The organism is Arthrobacter sp. CDRTa11 (assembly GCF_026427775.1).
GTDB lineage: Bacteria > Actinomycetota > Actinomycetes > Actinomycetales > Micrococcaceae > Arthrobacter.
The window spans coordinates 3,692,694-3,718,566 of the sequence record NZ_CP044532.1; the positions used below are offsets into that span (position 1 = coordinate 3,692,694).

A 25,873-nucleotide genomic window follows, 5' to 3' on the forward strand; every position below is an offset into this window, starting at 1 on the left:
GGGCTTTACTTGGAAAGACCGGCGGTGAAGCCCGGCAGCCATTCCCGCAAGCCGGGACCCAGGTCATCGCTGTCGATGGCCAGCTGGACGCAGGCCTTGAGGTAGCTGAGCTTGTCACCGGTGTCGTAGCGCCGCCCGCGGAAGACAACTCCATAAACGCCGTCGCCGGCGCCGTCTCCGGCCGCCAGATCCTGCAGCGCATCCGTGAGCTGGATTTCGCCGCCGCGGCCCGGGCCGGTGCGCTCCAGCACGTCAAAGACCGACGGGTGAAGCACGTACCGCCCGATCACTGCAAGATTGGAGGGTGCCTCATCGATATCAGGCTTCTCCACCAGTTTTTTGATCCGGACGTAGCTCTCGCCCTCGATCTCCTCGACGTCGGCGCAGCCGTAGGCGCTGATCTGATCTGGTTCTACCTCGATCAGGGCTACTACCGAGCCTCCAGTCTTAGCCTGAACCTCGATCATGGTGCTGAGCAGTTCGTCCCGGGCATCGATCAGATCGTCCCCGAGGAGCACGGCAAATGGCTCGTTGCCTACGTGCTGCCTTGCACGCAGGACCGCGTGGCCCAGGCCGTTAGGATCGCCCTGCCTCACATAGTGGATGTCGCCCAGGTTGCTGGCGGCCTGGATGGACTCAAGCTTGGCGGTGTCGCCTTTGGCCGCCAACGTGGCTTCCAGGGCCGGGACGCGGTCAAAGTGGTCTTCCAGCGCCCGCTTGTTGCGGCCGGTGATCATCAGCACGTCGTTAAGGCCAACCTTGACGGCTTCCTCAACCACGTACTGGATGGCGGGCTTATCCACCACTGGAAGCATTTCCTTCGGCATGGCCTTCGTGGCAGGCAGGAACCTGGTGCCGAGTCCCGCAGCGGGAATAACGGCCTTGCGTACTGTCTGATGAGTGGTAGTCACTGGACTAATCTAACGGAGGGGCCAATCATTCAGTAATTGTCAGAGCTCCGGCGAGGGGTGCCGGCCCCACGTAGGCAGGGGCCTGGTAAGGGTATTCGGAGCGGGCCGGACAGAGGAGCAGCAGTGCCTGGAGACAGCAAAGAAGCAAAGGAAATGATCCGTGCACGTCACCGCCAGAGGCGGGCCCGCATGGCGTCCGATGAGCGTGAAGAGGCAGGCGCCCGCCTGGCCGTCAACGGCCTCGAATGGGCTCAAAGAATGGCGGCGGGGAAGGCATCGACGTTTTGCGTGTACCTGGGGGTTGGCTCCGAACCGCCCACCGTGCCCCTCATTACCGCCCTCCACGGGCAGGGCCACAAGGTCCTGCTCCCCGTCTGTGAACCTGACCGACACCTGAGCTGGGTGTACTGGACTCCGGCGGTGGAATTCGTGCGGAGCCGGTATGCCCCCATCCTGGAACCCGACGGCGTCCGGCATGGCCTTGACGTCGTGGCCGGCGTGACGGCCCTCGTCATTCCAGCCACAGCCCTGGACATGAGCGGAAACAGGATTGGCCAAGGCGGCGGTTACTACGATGTCTTCCTGGCCTCCCTTGCCACCAGAGTTCCGCAAATGCCACTGGCGGCCATGATTTACGACGAGGAACTGCTCCCGGCCGGCTCCATTCCCAGTGAGGAGTTCGACAGGAAAGTGCCGGCAGCTTTAATGCCATCCGGGCTGGTCAGACTGGCCGACGCAGCATCCTGAGCGGCCCAGCGGCGGGGATGATAGAATTAGCACTCAGGCCCTGCGACTGCTAATGAACGGCTCGTTCCGGACATGCAGCACGGGACCTCTCGTTTTGCCCAAGAGGAGGAGCACCAGTGCCAACGTATGCCTACGCCTGCAAGGATTGCGGCCACGCCTTTGACATTGTCCAGTCATTCACGGACAGCACTCTGACGTCCTGCCCTGAATGCCAGGGGACCCTGCGCAAGAAATTCAACAGCGTGGGCGTGGTTTTCAAGGGCTCCGGTTTCTACCGGACGGATTCCCGGGATGCCAAGGGCAACTCGGTTGCGGCGGCTCCTGCCACCCCGGCTCCTGCCGCCCCGGCGCCTGCTCCCGCAGCCGCAGCCAGCTAAACCACCAGGCTTTCTAGCGCCTGTTGATCTCCTCAGGACTGCCGGCGCGTGCATCGTCAGGCGATAGCCTTCGACGCCGTCACCCCGGTTGTCCACATAAGCGGCGCTCCCCCTGTCGTGGCTGGGCCTGCCAAACGTAGCGTGGCTGCATGCCCGTTACCCTCCTCCGCTCCCGGCGCACCGTCCAGCCCAGACGCACCAGTCGAGGCCCTCATTCGCCTGCACCCAGGCGTCGGTCGCGCCCCCGGATGGGTTCCTGGCTCAGCCGTAACCGCCGCTTGGCCGTAGCTCTCCTGCTCTGTCTTTCCGCCGGAATCGCCGTTCATCAGCTCACGCCGGCGCCGGCCGATTCCGTCACAGCCCTCGCCGCCGCACGTGATCTCCCTGCAGGCGCGGCATTGACACTGCCTGATCTGGAGGAAGTCCGGATACCGCCACGCCTGGCGATTTCCGGTGCCCCGCAAAAAAGCAGCGATCTTGAAGGCAAACAGTTGGCAGCGCCCCTGCGGAAGGGGCAACTGGTGGCTGACTCCCAGCTTTTGGGTCCCGGCCTGTTGGCCGGAACTCCGCCGGGTTCAGCGGCCGTGCCGCTGAGGATGGCGGATCCGTCGTCCATCCAGCTGGTATCTCCGGGGCAGCTGGTCAATGTGGTGCTGACGGGCGCCAACGGCTACGACCAGCGATCTCCTCCTGAAGTGCTTGCGTCAGCCGTTCCGGTACTTTGGACGTCCGGCCAAGAGGGCAAGACCGGAGAGTGGCTGGGTACAGGGGAGACGGACGGGCTGATCGTGGTGGCAGCAGATCCGGATCAGGCAGCGCGGCTGGCCGGGGCCTCCACCCAGGGAAAACTGTTCTTTGTCCTCGTGGGGGCCTAGCCTGCAACCGACATGCGCGGCCAGCCACCAGCTGCCCCAGAGGGCTGCAGGCGGTTAGCCCCAGTGAGGGGGCTTCTGTTCCTTCAGCCAGGCATCGTGGTCATCATCGGGCTCATCGCCCCAGCGCCGCGGGTCATCTTCGGAAGCCTTATTGGGAAGAACTGCGTCCGTTCCGCTTTTCTCCTCCGGCTGCCCTTCGGCAGGGTTGTCGCTCCTGGCCTGGCCCTTGGCTGGGTTCTCTGTGGTCATGTCTTGTGCCTCCTGGCCCTCCTGGGCTGTGGTCCGGCTGTGGTTGTGGTGGTCTACGTAACCGCGTTTCTGGTCCTCGGCTTCGTCCTGTTGGGGTTCCTGGGCCTGGTTTTCCAGGCTTGCCAGGGTCAGCGGGTCCATATCAGCGTCGAAGAAACCCGCAGACGCCGTGGCCCGTCCGGGCAACACAACGTTCTCAAGGCCCAGGTAGCCGGCAATGCGGTCCGCGCAGGCTGAGGGGTCGGTGAATACTTCAATGGTCCACAAGGGCATGTACCGCCAGCCCAGGCGTTCAAGCAGCTGCGGACGGAGCCTGCTCCGCTCGCGGACGCTCATGGTCCGGTACTGCTCCGTACCATCCGACTCGATGGCCACAGGGCGGGGAATCTCGGCGTCGTCCTGGCCCATGGTGCTGAGCGGGTCCGCCGCAGCAACAACGTCGATAACGCCGTCGTACTGGTGCCAAACGCGCGCTCCTCGGGCGCGCAGCCGGTCCCCCAGGTCAGCCACCAGGGGGTCAGCCCCGAGCGCCTGCTCGCTGGCAGCGGCGCGGGATGCCGGAGTACCCAGGTTGGTGTTGCCCGAAATCTCCCGGTCCAGCAGTTCATAGAGGTCCACGGCGCCGTGGGCCAGGCGCGTATGGTCCAGGTCCTCGGGGCGGAAGCAGGTTAATACGTGCAGGGACCTGCGCGCACGGGACATCGCCAACGCGAATTTTTCCCTGCCGCCCTCAGCGGAGAGTGGACCAAAGTTATGGAGGGCACGGCCATGCGGAGTGCGTCCGAAGCCGGGTGAAAAAATCACGTGGTCCCTGACCAGGCCCTGGGCCCGCTCAAGGTCCACCACGCGGAACGACTCCGGCCCCGCGCTAAAGAATCCGGCCAGCCCTGGATGGTTGGGCAGCTGGAGCCGGATGGATTCACCGATCCTGGCAGCATGGCGAAGGCTGGCGGTTACAACAGCCAGTGAGGTCCGCGGACGTTGCCTGGCATGTTCAAAGACCAGCTGGACCACACGGTTGACTTCCGCCACCACGGATTCCACACCCTCGTGGTCGGCGCTGGGCAGGCCTGTTCCGTCCGGCAGGTATTCAACCAGCAGCGCCCTGTCCAGCCCCGTTGCTGACTGGCCCTCCGGCAGGCGGCGCAGGCCGCCGTCGTAAAAGCTCTTGCTGAGCTGCAGCACCAGGTCCTCATCCACCGCCCGGTAGACAAAGTTCAACCGCCAAACAGGCAGGACGGAGGACAGCGCGGAAAAGGCGCTGTCCACACGCTGGTGTGCTGATTCGCCGACAGCCAGTCGCTCGACGCCAACAGTGAAACTACGGGGGCTGGCTATTTTGGCATCACCAAACGCTATGACCTGTTGGGCACGGGCGATGGAGGGCAGGACTGCCTGCAGCGACGTCGCGTCGGCGTCCAGGATGACCACCGCATCAAAGCGCTTTTCGGCCGGAAGGAGACCCGTCATCAGGTAGGGGCTCACTGACCAGACCGGCACGAGCATGGGGACAAGTTCCGGGGCCTGGGCGGTCAGCGCCGCAAGGGAAACCCTGCCGTCCTTCAACAGGCTCCGGAGGAGATCAGCCTGGCGCGGGTGCTGGCCGATGGCTGCGCGCCACCTCTCGGAAAGGTCCCACCGCAGCCTTGCGGCGCCGCTGGCGATGTGGGCGTTGTCGGCGAGCCGGTACTCTGCCTCCAGCTGCCGCAGGGCGTCGCCGTCGGACATCGCGAGGTAGTCGTCCCCGCTGATCATCGCTTCAAGCGCGGACTGCCACCAGGCCAGCTCGAGTTCGGCGGCCACCGAATCCGCAGGGACTTCCCGCTCCGCGAGGTCAGCGAGGAGTTCCCCCAACCCGTGCTCGCGCATGTTTTCCACGAGCAAGGTGCGTTCAGGCAGGGTTTTGAGTGTGTGGGTGTCCGCGACCAGCCGCTCGAGGCGTTCCATCAGTTCCGGATAGGGCGAAGTGGCCAGGGACCCGCCGGCTTCGGTGTACCGCAGGGCCTCCCCCAGCTGTGTGAGCTCCCGGTCCAGAGACCGGTACATCACGTTCATCTCCGCGAGGCCGGAGGGTACGGCGGGGTGGCGCTGGGTGGTTGCGTAGCCGGACCACAGGGCCCGCTGCTCCTGGACAAGCACCAGCGAACTGTGCAGATCGGCAATATGCACACCGGGGCGTACATACTCCTTGGCCACACGGCGGAGGCGCGACCGTTGCATGGAGGCCATGTCGATGTTCCGCTCGCGGCGCCAGGCGGAGGATGCTGTGGCGGAGATGAGATCGTGCACGGGACGGTCAAAGATGTCGGGTGTGAACTTGTCCAGGCTGCCCCGGACCGCCATCAGCAGTTCAAGCTGCGCCCCCCACTCTTCGAACGACGAACCCAGGCGGATCTCGGCGTGTTCGGCAACGCCGCTCATCCGCTCCCGCAAGAGCGGCAGGTTCTTCGCCACGGAACGGGCCAGCTCCTGGGCCTCTTCGGTCTCCTTGCGCGTCAGCAGCCTTGCCCCGTGCCAGGGGCTGGTGGTGGACGCCCGGCTGAAGCTGCCAAGTTCGGCGGCGCGGCGAAGCCTTCCGGCGAGCTCGTTGCGGTCACGGATGTTGTCCAGCACACTCCGTTTGAGGCGGACAGTAGTGGCCGGGGCAGGCTGGATGGAAGTCAGCGAAGCGAGTGACTGCATGGCCTGGTATGGCGAGCACCCCCAGCGCTTGCGCACGTTATGCAGCGAAGCAACATGATCCGTCAGAGCGTGACGATGTTCAGTCAGCGTCTTATGGAGGTTGCCCAACTGCGGTTCGAGGGATTTTTCGTTCCGGATAATGGCCCGGACCAACTGCGCCTTCAGCTGCTGCGGACTGGCCGCGCCGGAGAGCTGGAACAGAATGGACTCCAGGCCCAGCGATTCAAGCTGGCCCGACACTTCATTCAGGCTGGCCCGGCGGTCCCCGACCACCAGCACCGTTTTGCCCGCATCCACCAGCGCACCGATGGTGTTGATGGCCGTTTGCGTTTGCCCCGTACCAGGGGGGCTGCTCACCACGAGTGATTCACCGGCGCGTGCGGCATCAATGACGTACTGCTGGTCTGAGTCGGCGTCCAGCAGGAGCAGTTCATCGGCAGGATGCCGTTTGTCCACGCTGGGAAAACGTGAGGGGTCCGGCTCCTCAACGTCCACCACTTCGCCGCCGCCGGCGCGCGCCAGGGCAGCCACCAGCGGGTTGCCGTCATTGATCCAGGGGTCATCGAGGTTGCCGGAGAGATCGGCAAAGGTGGACACCAGCAGGTTGTGCTGGGCCTCTGCGCCGTGGATGGGCCTGATCAGCGCGGCCAGCCGGTCCAGGACGGGCTGGGGATCAAACCTGGCCGTGCTGTAGGCCAGCCGGGTCACGGCGTTGACGTCAAAGATAATGCCGTGGATGTTCTTCAGATGCCGGACCAGCGCCGGGTTGATGTGCGCCTGTTCCGTGAGCTGGAGCTCATAGTCGTCTTCGCCCGGACGGACAGTCAACGAAATGGCGGTCAGCATCACGGGGGCCGAAATCCGCTGTGGCTTGCCTCCGACGGCGGACGTCCACACCACGGTTCCTGCGGACAGGTATCCGGCGTCAATGCCGCGGTCATTGGCAAGCTCGAAGATCTTGGAGCGGATGTTCCGCGATGCCCGGGCTGCAATCAGGTATTGCTGGTGGTCACGGATCAGGGTGGAGAGGCGTGTCCTGCGGCCGGCCATGAGCTGGGCCAGGCCGGAAGGGTGAGCGTGGGTCAGGTCAATGGAGCCTTCCGGGGTCTTGGTGAAACGCAGCATGGTGTCTGCCCCGGTAACGGGTTTGAGCCCGGACAGCCATTTCCTGAGCTCCTCCGAGCCCTCGGGGTGGCCTTGACCAACTGACACTACTGCCTTCTTTTCTGCGTTTGCACGTGACGCCTTGGACCATACCGGCATGCTTTCGAGCGTAGCCGGTAAGAAGGCTTAGTAAGAGACGCAACACTGGATGATGCCAAATTGCGGAGGATTTCGCCCGGATAAGGGAATGGCCGGTCTCCCTGACGAAGACCGGCCACTCATTCCGCTATTCCCATTCAATGGTTCCAGGCGGTTTGCTCGTGACGTCCAGGACCACCCGGTTGACACCCTCCACCTCGTTGGTGATCCGGTTGGAGATCCGGGCCAGGAGATCGTAGGGCAGCCGCGACCAGTCCGCGGTCATGGCGTCTTCCGAGGAAACCGGACGGAGGACGATCGGGTGGCCGTACGTGCGGCCATCGCCCATAACGCCAACGCTGCGGACGTCGGCCAGCAGCACCACCGGCATCTGCCATACGTCGTTGTCCAGGCCGGCGGCGGTGAGTTCGGCACGCGCAATGGCATCCGCTTTGCGCAGCAGGTCCAGGCGTTCCTTGGTGACCTCACCGACGATGCGGATACCGAGGCCGGGGCCCGGGAACGGCTGGCGGCCCACGATTTCCTGGGGCAGTCCCAACTGGGCGCCGACGGCACGGACTTCGTCCTTGAAGAGCGCGCGCAGCGGCTCCACAAGTTCAAACTGCAGGTCCTCGGGAAGCCCGCCCACGTTGTGATGGCTCTTGATGTTGGCAGCGCCTTCGCCGCCCCCGGACTCGACGACGTCCGGGTACAGCGTGCCCTGGACCAGGAACTTGATCTTTTCGCCGTGGGCGGCCGCCTCGGCGATGATGGCCAGCTCGGCCTCCTCGAACGCACGGATGAACTCGCGGCCGATGATCTTGCGCTTCGTCTCCGGATCGCTGACCCCGGCCAGGGCGGCCTGGAACCGCTCCTGCTCGTTGGCGACGTAAAGCTTGACGCCGGTGGCGGCGACGAAGTCGCGCTCAACCTGCTCGGCCTCGCCTTCACGCAGCAGCCCGTGGTCCACGAACACACAGGTCAGCTGATCGCCGACGGCGCGCTGGACAAGTGCTGCCGCGACGGCGGAATCAACGCCGCCGGACAGTCCACAGATGACCTTCGCATCGCCGACCTGCCGGCGGATGCGTTCCACCTGCTCCTCAAGGATGTTGCCGGTGGTCCAGTTCGGTTCCAGCTTGGCGCCCTTGAACAGGAAGTTTTCCAGGACCTGCTGGCCATAGGCGGAGTGCTTCACCTCGGGATGCCACTGCACGCCGTACAGGCACTTCTCTTCGTTGGCGAAGGCGGCCACTTCGGCGCCGGCGGTGGTGGCCAGCACCTCGAAGCCTTCGGGGGCCTCGTGGACGGAGTCGCCATGGCTCATCCACGTGTTCTGGTGCTGCGGCATCCCCTCGAGCACGGAGCGGCCCTCGCCGAGGATGGTGGTCTGGGTGGAGCCGTACTCGCGCAGGCCGGTCTTGTCCACTTTCCCGCCCAGGGCATTGGCCATGGCCTGGAACCCGTAGCAGATCCCGAAGACCGGGATCCCTGCTTCAAAAAGGTCTGCCCCGACGGACGGTGCACCGTCAGCGTAGACACTGGACGGGCCGCCGGAAAGGATGATGGCGGCGGGGTTCTTGGCCAGGAGCTGCTCGGTGCTGTAGGTATGCGGAACCACTTCCGAATACACGTTCGCTTCCCGGACGCGGCGGGCAATCAGCTGCGCGTACTGGGCACCGTAGTCAACAACCAGCACCGGCTTCTGGGAAGTTTGGGATGCAGTGGGAGTAGTCACCGTACTAGCCTACTTTGCGCCGTTGCCTCGCCGCACATTCACGGCTCCGGGTGTGACGGAGTGAACGTCCGACGGCGGCATGTCCGCTCCGCTACACCGCGCCAGTGGCGCCGGGCTACCGGCCTTGGGCGTGCCAGCTCCGGGCTAGTACCGCTGTGGCGCCTGCGGATTGTCCGCGAGTTCCGCCTCGACCTCGGCGTGGAACTTCTTCTCCACGATGAAGGACAGGAACGGAACCACTCCGCCCAGGGCCAGCAGGATGAGCTTGGCGAACGGCCAGCGCATCAGGGACCACAGGCGGAAGTTGGACATCAGGTACACCACGTACATCCAGCCGTGGACGATCAGCACGGTGACGGAAATGTTGACGCCGCCCACCACACCCTTGGGCTCGGCGTCAGCAAAACCGAGGCCAAACGGCTCGCCCGTCACAGCATTCGTTCCGCCGGCGAACAGGTATTGGCCGAACGCGTAGCGTGCAATGAGCTCGGCGCAGAGCAGCAGGAGCATGGCGCCGGTGAGGTACGCCAGCACCTTGTAGAACTTCAGTGCGGAGCGGATCTGAGGTTCGGTACCGCCGAAGCGGCGCTTCCTGCCGGTTTTCCCCGCGGCGCTGCCGTTCTGGCCACTGCTGTTCTGGCCACTGCTGGTTCCTTCGGACGGCTGTGCCTGCCTGGCCGGTTTGGGTTCAATCATGGTTGTACCTTTTGTTGGAGCTGATCAGAAGATGCTGGCGAATGGTGGTGGCCGTCGTCGAATTCGTCTTCGAGATCCCGGCGGTGGTCGTCTTTGACCAAACGCCACCAGATGAAGATGGCGAAGCCGGCAAAGACAACCCATTCCAGGGAGTAGAAGAGGTTGAGCCAGTTGATCTGCTGGGCCGGCGGCTGCGGCCCGATGCGCAGGGGTTTGAGCGGTCCGGCTACCGCAGCCGGACTGACGTCGGAGCCGTTGGAGATTTCCGCCGTCGCGGCTACAAAACCGGGGTAGCTGCTGACGTCCCAGTAGTTAATGAGTTCGGCCACGGATACGGCGGTGGCCCGCCCGGGACCGGGTGCTGTTTCCGGCAGGGGCGCTTCGGAGGGCAGCAGCCGTCCGGTCAGTTCCAGGGTTCCCGACGGCGGCGCTGCAGCATCCGCGGGATCCGCCACCCACCCCCGGGCAACAGGGATCCAGGTCTGCGGGGAGGCGGCTACCCCAGTCAGTGCGGGGGCGCCGCTGACGGCGAAGGCCGATACCACCCAGTAGCCGGATTCACCGTTGTACAGCCGCCCGGGAACAAGGACCTGTTTGGCAGGATCGTAGGTGCCTGCTGCCGTGACCATCTGGTCCGCCACCGAGCCATGGAAGAAAGTACCGGGCTGAAGCGTCTCCGTGAGGGCCTTCACGTTCTCCGTGGCAGGATTCACGGGGGTTTCCGGCTGCGTGGACCGTCCGAACTGCCATTGGCTCAGCAGCACGAACACCCCGGAAACGGCGATCGCAAAGATCAGGCCGGCGATCCATCGGGGCTTAAGGGCAGTTTTCCACACGTCTTAACCGTACTTCGTTCCTCTGTAGAACAACTAAATGAAGCGGTGGTCCCGTCCTGCTGGCCGAATGCGCGGCTGCCTTCTCAGTGGTCGAAGAACACCAGGCTGGAGTTGATGAGTTCAGCAATAACCTCGGGATCGTAGGCACGCCGCAATGACTCCCGGAAAGACTCCTTTGAGAGCGAGCGCGCCAGTGTGGCCAGGACTTCAAGGTGGTCGGAGAATGAGCTGGCCGGCGTGGCGATCAGGAGGATGACAGTGGCCGGACCGTCGGTTGCGCCGAAATCCAAGGCGTGCCCGTATTTGGTGATGCCTATGGCGATTGACGTACGGGACACGAATTCACTGCGGGCGTGCGGGAGCCCGATCCCGCCCGGCAGGCCCGTGGCCAGCTGGTGTTCCCGGGCGTTGACGTGCTTGAGGAATCCCGGCAGGTCGGTGACCCGCCCGGCCGAAAAAAGCCGTTCCGCAAGCTGCGCGGCAGCGTCTTCCTTGTCCGTTGCCTCCAGCTCCAGGATCACCATGTCCGGCGTCGTGAGTTCGGCATCGTACCGGTCAAGTGGTTCCGCCAAGGCGTGTCCCTTCAAATGTGGCGAGAGAAAAGTGTTGCGTGGAGCCCCTCAGCGCAACGGAACGATATCCTCCACACCCAGGCGGGCGGCGTCGGCGGAAATATCATCCGGCTGCTGCTGGCTCAGGCGTTCGGCTTCAACCCGTGCAATGTAGTTCTTGATTTCGCTTTCACGCTGCGCATCGCTCCAGCCAAGGACTTCGCCCATCAGTTTAGCGACTACCGGAACGGCTGAAACACCGCGGTCCCAGGATTCAATGGAAATCCTGGTCCTGCGTGTCAGGACATCATGGACGTGGCGGGCTCCCTCATGGGTGGCGGCGTACACAGCTTCCGCCTGCAGGTAGTCGTCAGCGCCGGGAAGCGGCTCAGCCAGGGCAGGGTTTGCCTCGATGATGGAAAGCACCTCGGGGGTCATGGATCCATACCGGTTAAGCAGGTGCTCCACGCGGGCAACATGCACCCCGGATTCCTCGGCCGTACGGTTCCTGCGGTTCCAGGCAGCCTTGAAACCGTTGGCTCCCAGGAGCGGAATAGTTTCGGTGCAGCTGGGCGGGACGCGCTCATCCATGGTGCGGGTGGCCTCGTCAACCGCGTCTTTGGCCATCACCCGGTAGGTGGTCCATTTGCCCCCGGCCACCACAACAAGCCCGGGCACGGGGTGGGCCACGATGTGTTCGCGGGAGAGCTTGGCCGTAGTGTCGTTTTCCCCTGCCAGCAGGGGGCGGAGCCCGGCATAAACGCCTTCGACGTCCTCCCGGGTCAGCGGCCGTTTCAGCACCCGGTTGACGTGTTCCAGGATGTAGTCGATGTCCTTGCTGGAGGCAGCCGGATGGGCCTTGTCCAGGTTCCAGTCCGTGTCCGTGGTGCCGATGATCCAGTGCCGCCCCCAGGGGATGACAAAAAGCACGGACTTCTCCGTGCGCAGGATCAGCCCCACGGTGGATTGGAAGCGGTCGCGGGGTACCACCAGGTGGATGCCCTTGGAGGCCCGGACCTTAAGCTGTCCGCGTTCTGTGACCATCGCCTGGGTCTCATCGGTCCATACGCCCGTGGCATTGATGACCTGCTTGGCGCGGATATTGAACTGTGAGTTGTCTTCGTGGTTGACCACCTTGGCCCCAACGACGCGTTCGCCTTCACGCAGGAAATCCACCACAGCCATCTGATTCACAGCATGGGCTCCGTAGTGGGCGGCCGTCCGGATCAGGTTGGCCACGTACTTGGCGTCATCGACCTGGCCGTCGTAGTAGCGGATGGAACCGACGAAGGCATCATCTTTGAGGCTGGGGGCAGCCCTGAGGGTGCCGCGCCGGGTGAGGTGCTTATGGAACGGAACGCCCCTGCTGTGGCCGCCGGAAATGGACATGGCGTCGTACAGGGCGATGCCCGCGCCCACGTAGGGCCGTTCCAGGAAGGGCCTGGTCAGCGGGTACAGGAACGGGACCGGACGGGCGAGGTGCGGTGCGAGCTCGGTCAACAGCAGGCCACGTTCGTGAAGGGCTTCCTTGACCAGGGCGAAGTCCAGCATTTCGAGGTAGCGCAGGCCACCGTGGATCAGCTTGGAAGACCGGGAGGACGTACCTGCTGCCCAGTCGTTGGCCTCCACGATGCCTACTGTGAGGCCTCGGGTCACTGCGTCCAGGGCGGCGCCCGTGCCAACGATCCCGCCACCCACGATCAGGATGTCCAGCTCACGGCCCGGTTGGGAGGTTGCCCTGAGCTGCTCGATCGATGCTTCCCTGGCCGCGGGTCCCAGGGCTCCGTTGTTGGCACCACTCTTCATCGAACGCCTCCATAGCCGCTTGTGCAGGTAGTAACCCAGACTACTTCGTTGCAGGAGTCTTGCGCAGGCTGGGCACGGGGTGCGTCGGGCCTGCTGGCTCTTGGCGGCAGGATCAGGGTCTCAGTTGCCGGCGTACGGTGACACCACGACGTCGACCCGTTGGAATTCCTTCAGGTCCGAATAGCCGGTGGTGGCCATGGACCGGCGCAAGGCACCAATCAGGTTGGACGTTCCGTTGGTGTGGTGGCCGGGCCCAAAGAGAACTTCTTCGAGGGGCCCTACGGTACCCACGTTCGCCCGGTCCCCGCGCGGGAGTTCGAGGTGGTGGGCTTCCTGGCCCCAGTGCCAGCCCTTGCCCGGAGCTTCTTCTGCCCGTGCCAGTGCGCTGCCCAGCATCACGGCGTCCGCACCCATGGCGATGGCCTTGACGATGGCGCCGGAGCTGCCCATTCCGCCGTCGGCAATCACGTGGACGTACCGCCCGCCGGACTCATCCATGTAGTCGCGGCGGGCGGCCGCGACGTCGGAGATGGCGGACGCCATGGGCGAATGGATGCCCAGGGCCCTCCGCGTGGTGCTGGTGGCTCCCCCGCCGAAGCCCACCAGTACGCCGGCAGCGCCGGTGCGCATAAGGTGCAGTGCCGGTGTGTAGCCGGCCGCGCCGCCCACAATCACCGGAACGTCCAGTTCATAGATGAACTGCTTCAGGTTCAGCGGTTCGTGGTCCTTTGAAACGTGCTCCGCGGACACGGTGGTTCCGCGGATCACAAAGATGTCGACGCCGGCAGCCACTACCGTCTTGTAGTGCTCCTGGGTGCGCTGCGGGGTCAGTGATCCCGCCACCGTCACCCCTGCAGCCCTCATCTCGGCGAGGCGCGAGGTGATGAGCTCAGGCTGGATGGGGGCGCGGTACAGCTCCTGCATCCGGCCTGTCACGGCGGGGCTGTTGGTCTCGTCCTCCAGGGCGCCGATCTCATCCAGGACTGGCTGCGGGTCCTCGTAGCGGGTCCACAGCCCCTCAAGGTCCAGCACGCCCAATCCACCCAGCCGGCCAAGGGCGATGGCTGTCTGCGGGGACATGGCCGAGTCCATGGGGGCGGCGATGACCGGCATGTCGAACTTGTAGGCATCGATCTGCCACGAGACGGAAACGTCCTTGGGATCGCGGGTACGACGGTTAGGGACAATCGCAATGTCATCCAGGGAGTAGGCTCGACGCCCACGCTTGCCACGGCCGATCTCAATCTCGTAAGTCACTGCTCTAGGTTATCCCAGGCGCAGGATGGGGACGGCTCCCCATCGCAGCCGGCGCGGAAATGACGTAGCTTGAATCGCAGGATCAACGCGGGACCGTTGACGAACAATTTCTCTGGGGGAAAATATGGCGCCAGGCCTCTACGGTGCGGACATCGAGCAGCTCCGGGCACTTTCGAAAACCATGGGTCAGTCCGGGTCGCGTCTTAAGACGGTGGAATCCACGGTGAATTCACTGGTGCAGTCCGCTGCCTGGAAAGGCGCGGACGGGGACAGATTCCGCAGCGAATGGACCTCGTCCCTGCGCCCGATGCTCAGCAAGACCTCGGAGTCACTGGAAAGCCAGTCCCAATTGCTGCTGAAGCACGCGGACGAGCAGGACCAGGCCAGCAACTCGGGCAGCGGTGCCGCATCCTCCCCCACGCCGTCCGGCGCCGGCGATCCCGGAAACGGCTCCGGCGATTCCGGCAACGGCTCCGGGCCCGGGCGGAACTGGGGAGATGCCTTCACCGATCCCAACTACGAGCACGCGCCCGGCGGCATTGAATGGCTTCTGGAGAAACTCGGACTCAGTGACGGCGGCAAGGCTTCAGACATCACCGCAGCCCTGATGTTTGTGGCCGACAAATTCAATTGGAACCTCGAGCTTGCCCAGGTCCAGTCCGGAGTCAGCAAGTTCTTTGACTTCATGAAGGGCGCCGGCAAGGTCCTTGGCGTACTCGGAGGCGCGATCGGAGTCCTCGACGTCATTTCCGGTATTGAGGGCAAGGACCCCTTCAGGATCGCGGACGGCGTCATCGGCGGGGGTCTTTCCGTAGCTGCCCTGGTTGCCACTGGAACGATTGTTGGCGCCCCCGCCGGACTGGTGCTGGGCGGAGCGGCCTTGGGCTGGGGACTCCTCGGAATGATCTCCGGCGACGTCCCGGTCACGAAGAGAATCTGGGACTTCGGAGCAGGTGTTGTGGGCGGCGTCAAGGATGTGGCCAGCGGCGTGAGCGACGCCGTCGGATGGGTCGGCGGTAAGCTCGGATTCGGCTAAGAGATGGCCCGATCAACCCTTAGCCCGCAAACAATTGACATGAGGAAATGATGACCGACCCCACTGGACACGAGGCTACGCCCGATACCGGCTCCGCAATTCCTGACGCAGCCTACCGGATGACCAGCCATGAGATTCTGGCGCTGCTCGCTTTCGACCCCGGTGCCGGGACGTCCCTGACACGCCGCGTGCTGGGACTTGCCGAGCTCCCGGACGATCACGATCTCGTCCGGGCCGGCGTTGGCACCCTGAACATCAGGGACACGGCGAAGATCAACGGTGAAGAGGTCACACTGCTCGCCGAGGCAAGGATCCTGGCCCGGATCTTCAGCACTTCTTCCGAGTGGTTCGACGTTACCCGGATCGGGGCCGAAGCCGTCTCCCCCAGCTACCTGGTGGACTCCCCGGCCGGCCGCGCCGCGATCTTCCTGCGGCCCCTGAGCGAGTACTTGTGCCTTCCGCTCCGGGACGACGTGAACCTGCTGGATTTCGTGCAGATGACGGTGGATGAGTCGGTGGCCGCCCTGAGCGCCGAAGGCGGCGGAATCGTCACTTCCCGGCGGTACCGCGCCGGCTCGGACAAGCCGCTGATCGCCAACATCAAGGTCCTCGATGCCGGTGCCCTGCAGCTGGCATCCGCACCGCTGGATGAAGACGGCCAGCTGGGCGTCCGCGATCTTGCAGCCGATGAGAAGCCCGGAGCGACGGTCCGGACGTTGCTCTCGGCCGCCGCATGACCGGTCCGGCCCCTTCCGTTACGGCCGTGTCGCCCCTCCACGCTTTGGGGTATGCCCACCGGCGTGCCCGGGTCTTTATGTTCTGGTGGATGGGCATGGTGTTCGCCATTCCCGGTGCCGTGCAGGCAGCCATCCTGGCGGCTACGGACCAAAACCCTGAGGATGGCCTGGTCCTGGCAGGCCTGGGACTGGGATTATCTGGCGTCGGCTGGCTCGCAGCACTGGGTCCACGCTATACCCGTAAAGCTCCCCGCCCTGCAGAGGATCTCGCCCGCACGGAACAGTACATCCGGATAGGGCCAGGAGTTGCCATCAGCTCGGTGATTGGCATGTTGCTGATCGTGGTTGCGCTCATGGTTGCCACCCCGAAGGGAACATCCCCTGAAGCCTTGCCTGTGCTGGCCCTCCTGGCCGTGTTCCCGGTGCCCATCGCTGTTGCGCTTCTGTACTCCAGGCACCTTCACCTGAACCGGGACAGCCTGTACGCTGACTGGCTTGCACGCCGCTAGCGCCGCCGCCTGTATCGGACATCGATTGAATACGAAGGCTGCCATGACCACGCAGGACGCCGCATGACGGTTCCAATTCCTTTCCCCGCAGTCCAGCCCGCGCATCCTCTCGATTACTGGCTCTCCCCGGAACTGGCCCGGATCAGTCCGCCGAATGCCCCTTCCCGGTTGCGGCAACTGGCCGACACCCAAGGCGCCCTGGCAGCTGCCTGGAGCAGCGCGATCGGCGGCGGCCCTGTCCTGGTCCTGGCTGGCGGCTTCGTCTCCGTCATGTCGATCAACCTTGCCGGGGTCCTGGTTATGGGTCTGCTGGGCCTTACCTTATCCCTGCTGGGCCTGTTTTCCTGGACGCGGGTCCGCGCCACATTGCCGAACACAGACAGGCTCCTGATCAGCCGTGGCCCGGGCTCGGCCCGCGGTGGCATCACGATGGTGGCCGGACTGGCCATCGTCATCGGTGCGATCCTGGCCTCGGCATTGCCCGGGATTGCTTCCCGGGGAACGGCCACGCTCGTCGCGCTGATCGGCACCTATCTGCTAATCGTGATGTTCCTGGTGGCCGTCATCCTCGTTCCTTCGGTGGTCATGGGCCGTGCCCGCCCGTCCTTCAGACGAAGGGTACGGTCCGACCCTGTTCTCCGGGCGGCGGTGGTAGAGGATCTGGCCACGTGGCGGGCCCCTTACGGCGACGCGGCTTATGGCCCGCTCTGAGCGTCGAGGCTGAGCTGGGATTCAAACATCCTGAAGTAGCGGCCGCGCAGTGCCACCAACTCCTTGTGCGTACCCTGCTCCACGATCTCGCCGTCCTCCAGCATGTACACAATGTCAGCCTTCTCAATGGTGGCGAGCCGGTGGCTGATGGCAATGATCGTGGTGCTGCGGTCAGCGAAGAGCCGGGTGAAGATCCGGTGCTCCGCCAGGGCGTCGATGGCGGAGGTGGGTTCGTCCATCACCATAAACGAAGCCTTCCGGTAGAAGTTGCGGGCCATGGCGAGCCGCTGCCACTGGCCGCCTGACAGCCCGCTGCCCTTGCGCCCGCGTGGATCCTCCATCCAGTTGCTGACGTGGTTATCCAGTCCGTTCGGCAGCTTGTTGATGAAGTCCAGGGCTTCGGCGTCGCCCGCTGCCCGGCGGATCCGCCCGTCGTCCCGGGGTGAGTCGACGTCGCCAAAGTAGATGTTCTCCGCAGCCGTGGCGAATTCATACTTCAGGAATTCCTGGCTCAGCACCGCCAGGTGGCGGTGCCAGGACTTGACGTCGACGGCGGCGAGGTCGACGCCGTCGAGCATTACCTGCCCGGTGTCCGGCCGGTAGAGCCCGGCGAGGATGCGGATCAGCGTCGACTTTCCGGCGCCGTTCTCCCCCACGATGGCGATGTGCTGGCCCTCGCGGATGGTCAGGCTGATGCCGCGTATCACCTCGATGTCACTTCCGGTGTACGTGAAGCGGATATCGCGCAACTCCACCGCTCTGGGCGCCTGGAGCAGCGGCGGGGAGTGGTCCGAATGGACAGGCAGGGCCATGAACAGCTCATAGTCCTTCAGGTTTGCAAGGTCTTCGTCGATCGAGCTGAGCGAGGAGACCAGGTTATTGGCGGTGGACAACGCCCGGCTGACGATCTGTTGCACGTACAGGAACTGTCCGACCGGCTGGGCGCGGGCGATGATCTGGCCCACCACCCAGATCAGTGAGACAACTTCTGCCCCGTACTGCAGGGTGTCGGCCATCAGCTGCTTGGGAATGTAGCGCTTCTGGAAGTCCAGGCGCCGGCGCTCGTCCGCGTCCCGCAGCCGTGACCGGAACTCCATGAGGTACCCCACAATGCCGTAGAGGCGCATCTCGGCGATGTGCTGCGGCCGCAGGAGGTTAGTCTCGATCATGCGCCGCTGGCGGCGCGAATCCACCTGGGTGTTCCAGTGGGCGATCTGTTCCCTGGACAGCTTGAACTGAAGGTAGACGCTGGGCACAATCGCCACGAGAACTATCACGGCGATCCACCAGCTGACCAACAGGAGGGCACCCACCGCGAGTATCACCGACACTAGCTGGGTGAAGATGGCCGCGATACGGTCCAGCACGCGGGCATAGGAATCCGAGAACCGCTTGGCGCGGTCGTACAGGTCAACGGTTTCCTTGTCGTCGTAACGCCAGAACTCCAATGCCAGGAACCGCTCGTACATCTGGTCCCCGACAATGGCGCCCACCTTGAAGCTCATGAGCTGCTGGATGTAGCGGTCCACGCTGCTGAACGCACCCCAGAACAGCCCCAGGGCCGCCGTGATGATGACGTAGACAATGGCCTGCTGGCCTGCAGCGGTGTCACCGGCATACGCAGCAGCCAGCGCCGTGGTGGTCAGCGCGGCAAAGTACGTGGTGACAAGCGGCAGGAGCGCCGAGATCAGCGACCCCAGTACCTTCATCACCACCGCCGCAGGAGAGGCGCGGAAGCTGACCCGAAGGACCTGCGCCACCGCACGGGCGTAGGGCCGAAGTGCAAGCTTCCTTGCGGGTTCCTTTTTGGTCCCCAATTCTGCCGGATGGCGTGGTTCAGACATGTCCCCAGCCTAGTTCCGGACCAGGCGCCGGGCGGCAAAAAGGAGGCAGGGATAACTCCCCACCTCCTTTTCCGGCCAGATCAGGTCAGGTCATTCCCTGCCGGCAAATCAGCGCGAACCGTAGTTGGGTGCTTCCACCGTCATCTGGATGTCGTGCGGGTGCGATTCCTTGAGTCCAGCCGGGGTGATGCGGACAAACTTGCCGCGCGCCTTCAGCTCCGGGATGGTGGGGGAACCGACGTAGAACATGGTCTGGCGCAGGCCGCCCACCAACTGGTAGGCCACGGAAGCCAGCGGCCCGCGGTAGGCCACCCGGCCTTCGATGCCCTCGGGGATCAGCTTGTCGTCCCCGGAGACGTCGGCCTGGAAGTAGCGGTCCTTCGAGTAGGACGTGTTCTTTCCGCGTGACTGCATCGCGCCCAGTGAGCCCATGCCGCGGTAGCTCTTGAACTGCTTGCCGTTCACGAAAATCAGCTCGCCCGGCGATTCGTCGCAGCCGGCCAGGAGGGAGCCCAGCATCACGGTGTCGGCGCCGGCGACCAGCGCCTTGCCGATGTCGCCCGAGTACTGCAGCCCGCCGTCGGCGATCAGCGGAACGCCGGCCGGGATAGCTGCCTTGGCGGATTCGTAGATGGCGGTGATCTGCGGGACGCCAACGCCGGCCACCACGCGGGTGGTACAGATGGAGCCGGGGCCCACGCCCACCTTGATGCCGTCGGCGCCGGCGTCGATCAGCGCCTGGGCGCCTTCACGGGTAGCGGCCTGGCCGCCGATGATGTCAACGTGCGCCGCTACCGGATCTGACTTCAGCCGGCGGATCATGTCCAGCACACCCTGGGAATGCCCATTGGCGGTGTCCACGAACAACGCGTCCACCCCGGCGTCCACCAGGGCCATGGCGCGCTCCCAGCCGTCACCGAAGAAGCCGATGGCCGCGCCCACGCGGAGGCGGCCCTCTTCGTCCTTGGTGGCCAGCGGGTACTGCTCAGCTTTGGTGAAGTCCTTCGTGGTGATGAGGCCCTTGAGCCGGCCCTGCTCGTCAACGAGCGGGAGCTTTTCGATCTTGTTGGTGGCCAGCTTGTGGGAGGCTTCTTCCCTGCTGATGCCCACGTGCCCTGTCACCAAGGGCATCTTGGTCATGACGTCGCTGACGAGCCGCAGCGGGAAATCCGCCTCCGGTACAAAGCGGGTATCGCGGTTGGTGACGATTCCCAGGAGCCGCATGCCATCGTCCACGACGGGGAGACCGGAAACGCGGTACTGGGAGCAGATCTCGTCGAGTTCCGCCAGTGTTGCTTCAGGGCCAATGGTCAGCGGGTTGGTGATCATCCCCGATTCGCTGCGCTTCACGCGGTCCACCTGGTCCGCCTGGTCCTGGATGGAGAGGTTGCGGTGGACCACGCCCAGGCCGCCCTGGCGGGCCATGGCGATGGCCATGCGGGACTCCGTGACAGTGTCCATCGCAGCGGACAGCAGCGGGGTCTGGACCGTGATGCGCTTGGAAATCCGGGAGGATGTGTCGGCATCGGAGGGGATGACCTCGGTGTGGCCCGGAAGGAGCAGGACGTCATCGTAGGTCAGGCCGACAAAGCCGAAAGGATCGTGTTCAGGCTGGGTCATGAGTGCGCCTCTTACCTTGGTTATTGTTTCGCTGGCAGGGGTTGCAGCTGATGACCAGCCCGTCATTACGGGACTGGTCCGTGCAGGGTTGTGATGCTCGCGCTTGGTGCACGGGTTCAGTGCAGAAAGTGTTGAATAAATATTAGAACCTTGCGGCCGATCCCCCTATTCCACAGCGGCAATGTGAGCAACGGCACGAAGGGCAAGAACAAGTCAGGTCCAGCCGGTAGCGGCCAGGAGGCGCTGTTCGAACATGGGAATCATGCTTTGGACGTACGTCTTGGTGAGGTGGTTATCGTCCTTGTACACATACACATTGCCCACCACGGCCGGGCAGCTGCCACCGGCACAGACGAAGTCGCTCAGGTCCATCAGGTGGAGCCCGTCCACCTTGCCGCGGTAGCCGTCCAGCGGCGAGGACTCGGCCAGGGATTCGTTCACCGGGACGTTGCATTCAGGGGCCGCCGCCCCGTTCTTCTGGACGCACTCGGGCATGTTGATGGTGAACCTGGGGTTGTCCCGCACGCCCACAACCTCAATGCCTGCGTCAGTGAACTGCCGGATGCCGTCGAGGTAGCCCGGAACCTCCGTTTCGAAGGGAGCTTGAACGTGCGTCAGCGATGCGACGGTAAAGACGGCGTCGGGCCTGTGCTCCATGACGTACGCGGCACTGGCCCTGTTGAAGGCGTTGCAGTCCTCGTCCCGTTCCGGTGAATCGGCGCCGAAGCGGCAGTCACCCTTAAGCAGCGTCACCACCTCCCAGCCGTGATCCCTGGCAATAGGACCCAGGGCCGCCATGTACTGCTGGGCATGGGAATCCCCCAGCACAACGATCCGTTTGGTTACGGTCTCGGGTGAGTTGTTCTGCAGGCAGCCGGCCAGCAAAGGATCGGAGGGCACGTTGGCGTCCGTGCACAGGCCGTCGATGTCGGCCCATTCGTTCTTCATGGCGGCCGGCGCCGGGATGATCCTGGCCTCCGGCGTCGGCTTGCCCGCATTTTCGGGCGCCAGGGACGCGGCACCGGGAGTCAGCTCCCGCGGCTGTGCAGCAACCGCGGCCTCTTCGGCCGTCAGGCTGGTCTGCCAGACAGCTACCGGACCGGCCAGTAGGGTACAGCAGGCGGCAATCACGACGGCGGTCCGCCAGGAGCGCTTCTGCGGCCAGTGCCATTCGCGCAGCGGCTTTTCCACAAAGCGGGTGGTCAGCACCGCCAACGCAATGGAGGCGGCAACAACGCCCAGGCCCTGGCCGAGGCTTGGGGCCTCAATGCCGGCGGCGGCCAGCGCCAGGACCAGCACCGGCCAGTGCCACAGGTACAGGGCATAGGAGTTGTCACCCAGGGCAACCAGCGGCTTCCAGGCGAGGAGCCGGTCCGCGCCGAACCGGCTTCCGCTTTTCCCGGCCACAATGATGGCGGCTGCCGCCAGCGTGGGCCAGAGCGCGATGGACCCTGGGAAGGAACGGTCCACGGTCAGGACGAGGCCAACGGACACCATGGCGGCAAGGCCGGCCCATCCGAGGACAACGCGGAGTGCCTTGCCGGGCCTGAGGTACGGAAGTCCCAGTGCCAGGAGCGAGCCGAGGGCGAACTCCCACAGCCGCGTGCGCGTGTCGAAGTAGGCGTAGGCCTGGTTGCTGGAAGTCTGGTCGATCGAAAAGATGAGGGAGGCTGCAAAGATGCCACCAAAGGCCACCAGCAGGACATGCCTATAGCTGAGTCTTATCCCTTGGACCGGGAACCGTGTCAGCAGCTTCCACGCCACTGCCGCGCCGGCGAAGATGAGCGGCCAGAGGATGAAGACCTGGCCCTGGATGGACAGGGACCAGAAGTGCTGCAGCGGGCTGGCGCCTGAATGGTCCTGTGCGTAGTAGTCGACGGCGGTGTCGGCCAGGAGCCAGTTCTGCCGGTAGAGCAGGGAGGCCCAGGCCTGGTCCAGGACATCCGGCCAGCGGCTTTGCGGCAAAATCAGCCAGGTGCCGGCCAGGATGCCAAGCAGGACCACGACGGCGGCCGGCAGCAGCCTCTTGAAGAGGTGCAGCCAGTGCCGGATGAGGTTCATGGGTTTGCCTGCTTCGACCTTCCGCACGAACGAAAGCGTCAGGAGGAACGCGGAGATCAGCAGGAAGATATCCACGCCGCCGGAGACCCGCCCCAGCCACACGTGGTAGGTCACCACCATCAGGACAGCGAGCGCCCGGAGCCCCTGGACCTCCGGGCGGAACGTTGGTTTCCGCCCGTCGGGGGTGGCGTCATTTCCACGGCCGGGAGTGGGCGCGGTTCTCGCAGTCGGCACAAAAAACCTCTCGCAGCGGGTAACCAAAACATCCATTTTACCGATGTGTCATACCTGTTACTAATCCGGGCAGACCTATCGGCGGGCCTACCCGGCTGCTGTCCGCCCGGTTGCCGGGCAGGGCACGGCGGCTCAAATGGAGGCGTTGGCGGATTCCCGGCTGACCGGAACGGGGATCTTTCCGGCCAGGTAACGTGCATCGCGGCACTCACCGGGCAATGTTGCCGAAGCGGCCGCAAACATGAAGTCCTGCCCCAGGAAGAACAGTCCGGGCGAGTCCAAAGCAACGCCACGGTACTGCCGGGGCATTCCACCGTTATCGAGCAAGGCCGGATCCATCCAGCTGAACTCCACGTGGAAACCAGTGCACCAGATGACATTCTGAACCTCCAGCCGGTTGCCGTCCGCGAGCGCCGGCAGGCCGTTGTCCACGCCGGTGACCCGGGGAACGAACCGCACACCGGCAGCTTCGAGATCCTTGGTCTTGGTCCTGATCAGCGGCGCCCCGTGGGCCTTGAGGCCCGGAATGGCCTTGCGGCCGATGGGCGTGGCGACGTTCAGCACGTGCAGCCCCGCAAACCGGACCAGGGGCAGGACAAAACGGGCCGCTGCCCTGCCATGCTTCACAGGGAGTTCACCGCCCGCCTTCCCGGCTACCAGGGTGGGGTGGGTCCTGCACACCTCAATGCCGATCTCCGCGCCCGAGTTTCCGACTCCCACAACAAGGACCGGCCCGTCCTTGAGCTGACCCGGATTCCGGTAGTCGCTGGAATGGAGTTGAACGATGGAGGGGTCAAGCCGGAAAGCGAAATCCGGGACCTTGGGTGAGCGTTCGGCGCCCGTTGCCACCACGACGTTCCGTGCTTCCCAGCGCCGGCCGTTGGACGCCGCGTAGTAGCGGTCCCCTTCCCGCCAGAGCCGCTCGACGCGGGTGCCGTGGTGCACCGGCAGTTCGAACTGCTCAGCGTAGCGTTCAAGGTAGTCTGCCAGCTGATCCTTGGGGGGAAACGACAGCGGATCCGCCGGGAACGGTGCGCCGGGCAGTCCGTCATATTTGGCAGGCGTAAAGACGCGGAGTGAATCCCACCGCTGTCTCCAGGCGTCGCCCGTTCGAGGGTTCTCATCCAGGATCAGGAACTTCCGGTTTTGCCTTTTCAGGTAATAACCCATGGCAAGGCCTGCCTGGCCACCGCCAATAATCAGTGTGTCCAGCACCGTTCCCGTCATGTCGTCCTTGCTCATGGCTGCTCTCCTCCTTGGCTGATCATGATTCCTTGAGCTGAACGTCGCAGGCCCTGCCCTTGCCCTCCTCCAGCGGCGACCAGCGCCGACGGTTTTGCAAGGTGTGAGGGTTTTGCAAGGTGTTTTGCACGGCGTGGGAGGTTCATGCTTTGAGGCTATGGCCGCGCCAAGGCAGGCCGCGTCGGGCGAATTATGCAATATTGCCGGACGCAGGAATGGGTATTTATGTGCAGATGGCGCTCAGCTGACCAGCCGGTGCTCGTACGCGTACCTGGTGGCCGCCGTCCGGGAGGACAGTCCCAGCTTCAGGAAGATGTTGCTCAGGTGCCTGGCCACTGTCTTCTCGCTAAGAAACAGGTCAGCGGCGATGGCACGATTCGCTTTTCCCGATGCCACCAGGCGCAGGACTTCAACCTCGCGCTGGGTCAGCGGGCTCGGCTCTGCCTGGTTGATCCCGCGGATGAGCGATGCTGCCCGGGCCGCCGCAGGAGCCGCCCCGACTTCAAGGAATTCCGCATGCGCCGCCTCCAGATCCATCAGGGCGGATGCCTCGTCCCCGACGGCACGGCAAGCAGAGGCGGCAAGAACCCGGCAGCGCGCGGCTTCGTACGGAACACCCAGCTCCTGCCACACCATCCAGGCGTTCCTGAGCGAAACCAGCGCCCCCTCAGGGTTGCCCTCAGCCAGGCACACGGCACCGTCGGCCTGCCAGGAGAGGGCAAGGACCATCGGCTTGGGGCACTCCAGGGAAAAGGCTTCCAGCTCGTCGGAGGCGCTCCGCGCAGCCACCAGGTCCGGAACTGCAAGCTCGATCTCAACCAGCGCCGGCAGGAGGCGCCGGCGCATTGCCGGACGCGAGGCCGCAACCGCACTTCGGATCAGGGTCTGGGCCTGTTCAGGGTCTCCCTTGGCCAGGCAGAGGAGGGCAAGGCCAGGCTGGACAGAGTGACCGCTTTTGGCAGCCAACCGGTAGGAGGCGTCAGCGGCGTCCAGCTTGCCGGTGAGCCGCTCCATTTCGCCCTGCTGGTAATAGCCGCCATAGAGCGCTTCGGCATCACCTTTCACCGCATAAGCCTGCGCTGCCGACGCTGCCTTCAGGGCTTCAGCCCAGGCTCCATGCAATTGAAACAGTTCGGCCCGGTAGGACTGGCACTGTCCGCTGAAGGCCACCATGTCAGGACGTCCGCGGCACCAGTGATCCAGCGCGCCGGTCCATTCGAGCGCGCGTGGGAGGTCAAAAGTCAGGTGGCAGTACCCCACCACGGCGCAGTAGCTGATGCCGGAGGGAACGGGCGAGACTTCCCCGGCCGTCACTGCCACCATCACTTCGTCCAGCATCCGCAGGCCCTCATCAACATTGCCGAGCATGATGGTTGACTGGCCCTGGCCAAGCAGCGACAACGCGGCAAGGTCGTTGTCCTGGAATCTCTGTCCGTACGCCCCGATCTCGGCGAAAACCTGGAACGCCCCCGCGGGATCCCCTCCATACAACTTGCCCAGCGCCACCGGGAGCAGCAAGAGACCTTCGACGGCGGACGGTTCAGCCAGTTCCTTCACAAGCCGTTGGCCCCGCGCCAACCAGCCGGCGCTGCGCGCCGCTTGCCGGATGTTCATCAGGTGCACTGCCAGCCAGCCGGCGCAGCGCACAGCACCCTCGACGTCGCCAACCACCAGGAACTCCTCGTGGGCGCGGGTGAGCGTGTCCACCCCTGCGGTGATGCTGCCGGTCAGGATTTCCGCCGTGGCAAGCCGCTCAAGATCCGGCGCCGGCAGCCCGCCGTGCTGGTCGGCATCGCGGAGGTTCTCAAAGGCTTCGGTCCAGCGGTTCTCGCGGAACGCGGACCGGCCTTGGTCGATGCCTGTTTCAGCCGTCATCTGGCCTCTCCTCGGATTCCGCCCAACCAGCACGTGC

General features: G+C 64.6%; 20 protein-coding genes. 7 read left to right on the forward strand and 13 right to left on the reverse strand.

Translation table 11 applies throughout. The features are described 5' to 3' along the window. Positions 1–5: 5 nt before the first annotated feature. A complete protein-coding gene (gene galU / locus F8G81_RS16670; protein WP_267275790.1) occupies positions 6–911 on the reverse strand; it encodes a UTP--glucose-1-phosphate uridylyltransferase GalU in 906 nt (301 codons plus the stop codon). A 123-nt stretch (positions 912–1,034) separates the two neighbouring features. Between galU and F8G81_RS16675 the strand changes: the two genes are divergently transcribed. From F8G81_RS16675 to F8G81_RS16685, 3 genes are all read left to right on the forward strand, one after another. Next, entirely contained in the window at positions 1,035–1,658 is a 624-nt protein-coding gene (locus F8G81_RS16675; protein WP_323809198.1) for a 5-formyltetrahydrofolate cyclo-ligase, read from the forward strand. A 116-nt stretch (positions 1,659–1,774) separates the two neighbouring features. Further along, positions 1,775–2,035, forward strand: coding sequence for an FmdB family zinc ribbon protein (locus F8G81_RS16680; RefSeq protein ID WP_267275791.1), 261 nt, complete (start codon positions 1,775–1,777; stop codon positions 2,033–2,035). Between the two features lie 149 nt (positions 2,036–2,184). Further along, positions 2,185–2,910: an RcpC/CpaB family pilus assembly protein gene (locus tag F8G81_RS16685; RefSeq protein ID WP_416377064.1), complete on the forward strand. Its 726-nt coding sequence runs from the start codon at positions 2,185–2,187 to the stop codon at positions 2,908–2,910. Positions 2,911–2,964: 54 nt separating this feature from the next. On the opposite strand, the gene F8G81_RS16690 is transcribed toward F8G81_RS16685, so the two are convergent. From F8G81_RS16690 to F8G81_RS16720, 7 genes are all read right to left on the reverse strand, one after another. Continuing rightward, positions 2,965–7,104 carry a DUF4011 domain-containing protein gene (locus tag F8G81_RS16690; protein WP_267275792.1) on the reverse strand — a complete coding sequence of 1,380 codons (4,140 nt, stop codon included), beginning with the start codon at positions 7,102–7,104 and terminating at the stop codon, positions 2,965–2,967. Positions 7,105–7,231: 127 nt separating this feature from the next. After that, the gene (gene guaA, locus F8G81_RS16695) at positions 7,232–8,821 is read right to left on the reverse strand and encodes a glutamine-hydrolyzing GMP synthase (protein ID WP_267275793.1); all 1,590 of its coding nucleotides are present in this window, start codon (positions 8,819–8,821) and stop codon (positions 7,232–7,234) included. 144 nt (positions 8,822–8,965) lie between these two features. After that, positions 8,966–9,517 (reverse strand): DUF3817 domain-containing protein, encoded by a 552-nt coding sequence (locus F8G81_RS16700; RefSeq protein ID WP_267275794.1) that lies wholly within the window; start codon positions 9,515–9,517, stop codon positions 8,966–8,968. Then, the gene (locus F8G81_RS16705) at positions 9,514–10,353 is read right to left on the reverse strand and encodes an SURF1 family protein (RefSeq protein ID WP_267275795.1); all 840 of its coding nucleotides are present in this window, start codon (positions 10,351–10,353) and stop codon (positions 9,514–9,516) included. The genes F8G81_RS16700 and F8G81_RS16705 overlap by 4 nt, the downstream gene beginning before the upstream one ends. Positions 10,354–10,436: 83 nt before the next feature. Then, complete coding sequence (locus F8G81_RS16710) at positions 10,437–10,925, reverse strand: PTS sugar transporter subunit IIA (protein WP_267275796.1); 489 nt, start codon at positions 10,923–10,925, stop codon at positions 10,437–10,439. 48 nt (positions 10,926–10,973) lie between these two features. Then, on the reverse strand, positions 10,974–12,710 hold the full coding sequence (locus F8G81_RS16715; protein ID WP_267275797.1) for a glycerol-3-phosphate dehydrogenase/oxidase: 1,737 nt from the start codon (positions 12,708–12,710) through the stop codon (positions 10,974–10,976). A gap of 120 nt (positions 12,711–12,830) precedes the next feature. Next, positions 12,831–13,967, reverse strand: coding sequence for a GuaB3 family IMP dehydrogenase-related protein (locus F8G81_RS16720; RefSeq protein ID WP_267275798.1), 1,137 nt, complete (start codon positions 13,965–13,967; stop codon positions 12,831–12,833). 124 nt (positions 13,968–14,091) lie between these two features. Here F8G81_RS16720 and F8G81_RS16725 point away from each other — a divergent pair, with 124 nt between their 5' ends. The 4 genes from F8G81_RS16725 (at position 14,092) to F8G81_RS16740 (ending at position 16,960) form a co-directional block, all read left to right on the forward strand. Further along, on the forward strand, positions 14,092–15,003 hold the full coding sequence (locus tag F8G81_RS16725; protein WP_267275799.1) for a WXG100 family type VII secretion target: 912 nt from the start codon (positions 14,092–14,094) through the stop codon (positions 15,001–15,003). Positions 15,004–15,053: 50 nt separating this feature from the next. Continuing rightward, positions 15,054–15,740 carry a hypothetical protein gene (locus tag F8G81_RS16730; protein ID WP_267275800.1) on the forward strand — a complete coding sequence of 229 codons (687 nt, stop codon included), beginning with the start codon at positions 15,054–15,056 and terminating at the stop codon, positions 15,738–15,740. Continuing rightward, positions 15,737–16,249 carry a hypothetical protein gene (locus tag F8G81_RS16735; protein WP_267275801.1) on the forward strand — a complete coding sequence of 171 codons (513 nt, stop codon included), beginning with the start codon at positions 15,737–15,739 and terminating at the stop codon, positions 16,247–16,249. Before F8G81_RS16730 ends, F8G81_RS16735 begins: the two co-directional genes overlap by 4 nt. Positions 16,250–16,312: 63 nt before the next feature. Further along, positions 16,313–16,960 carry a hypothetical protein gene (locus F8G81_RS16740; protein WP_267275802.1) on the forward strand — a complete coding sequence of 216 codons (648 nt, stop codon included), beginning with the start codon at positions 16,313–16,315 and terminating at the stop codon, positions 16,958–16,960. Here the strand turns inward: F8G81_RS16740 and F8G81_RS16745 are convergent. From F8G81_RS16745 to F8G81_RS16765, 5 genes are all read right to left on the reverse strand, one after another. Further along, positions 16,945–18,804 carry an ABC transporter ATP-binding protein gene (locus F8G81_RS16745; protein WP_267275803.1) on the reverse strand — a complete coding sequence of 620 codons (1,860 nt, stop codon included), beginning with the start codon at positions 18,802–18,804 and terminating at the stop codon, positions 16,945–16,947. The two genes, F8G81_RS16740 and F8G81_RS16745, sit on opposite strands and share 16 nt — an antisense overlap. 108 nt (positions 18,805–18,912) lie before the next feature. Beyond that, entirely contained in the window at positions 18,913–20,424 is a 1,512-nt protein-coding gene (guaB, locus tag F8G81_RS16750; protein ID WP_267275804.1) for an IMP dehydrogenase, read from the reverse strand. Positions 20,425–20,637: 213 nt separating this feature from the next. Beyond that, positions 20,638–22,719: an acyltransferase family protein gene (locus F8G81_RS16755; RefSeq protein ID WP_267275805.1), complete on the reverse strand. Its 2,082-nt coding sequence runs from the start codon at positions 22,717–22,719 to the stop codon at positions 20,638–20,640. Positions 22,720–22,851: 132 nt separating this feature from the next. After that, a complete protein-coding gene (locus tag F8G81_RS16760) occupies positions 22,852–23,961 on the reverse strand; it encodes a flavin-containing monooxygenase (protein WP_267275806.1) in 1,110 nt (369 codons plus the stop codon). A 240-nt stretch (positions 23,962–24,201) separates the two neighbouring features. After that, positions 24,202–25,836, reverse strand: a complete 1,635-nt coding sequence (locus F8G81_RS16765; protein ID WP_267275807.1) for a helix-turn-helix transcriptional regulator — start codon at positions 25,834–25,836, stop codon at positions 24,202–24,204. Positions 25,837–25,873 lie beyond the last annotated feature (37 nt).

Bases quoted from the DNA above. Each gene is read 5' to 3' on its own strand.
- F8G81_RS16715 (WP_267275797.1), bottom strand. From the start codon at position 12,710: ATGAAGAGTGGTGCCAACAACGGAGCCCTGGGACCCGCGGCCAGGGAA.
- F8G81_RS16690 (WP_267275792.1), bottom strand. From the start codon at position 7,104: ATGCCGGTATGGTCCAAGGCGTCACGTGCAAACGCAGAAAAGAAGGCA.
- F8G81_RS16685 (WP_416377064.1), top strand. From the start codon at position 2,185: ATGCCCGTTACCCTCCTCCGCTCCCGGCGCACCGTCCAGCCCAGACGC.
- guaB (WP_267275804.1), bottom strand. From the start codon at position 20,424: ATGACCCAGCCTGAACACGATCCTTTCGGCTTTGTCGGCCTGACCTAC.
- F8G81_RS16735 (WP_267275801.1), top strand. From the start codon at position 15,737: ATGACCGGTCCGGCCCCTTCCGTTACGGCCGTGTCGCCCCTCCACGCT.
- F8G81_RS16765 (WP_267275807.1), bottom strand. From the start codon at position 25,836: ATGACGGCTGAAACAGGCATCGACCAAGGCCGGTCCGCGTTCCGCGAG.
- F8G81_RS16730 (WP_267275800.1), top strand. From the start codon at position 15,054: ATGACCGACCCCACTGGACACGAGGCTACGCCCGATACCGGCTCCGCA.
- F8G81_RS16700 (WP_267275794.1), bottom strand. From the start codon at position 9,517: ATGATTGAACCCAAACCGGCCAGGCAGGCACAGCCGTCCGAAGGAACC.
- F8G81_RS16760 (WP_267275806.1), bottom strand. From the start codon at position 23,961: ATGAGCAAGGACGACATGACGGGAACGGTGCTGGACACACTGATTATT.
- F8G81_RS16740 (WP_267275802.1), top strand. From the start codon at position 16,313: ATGACGGTTCCAATTCCTTTCCCCGCAGTCCAGCCCGCGCATCCTCTC.
- F8G81_RS16725 (WP_267275799.1), top strand. From the start codon at position 14,092: ATGGCGCCAGGCCTCTACGGTGCGGACATCGAGCAGCTCCGGGCACTT.
- F8G81_RS16745 (WP_267275803.1), bottom strand. From the start codon at position 18,804: ATGTCTGAACCACGCCATCCGGCAGAATTGGGGACCAAAAAGGAACCC.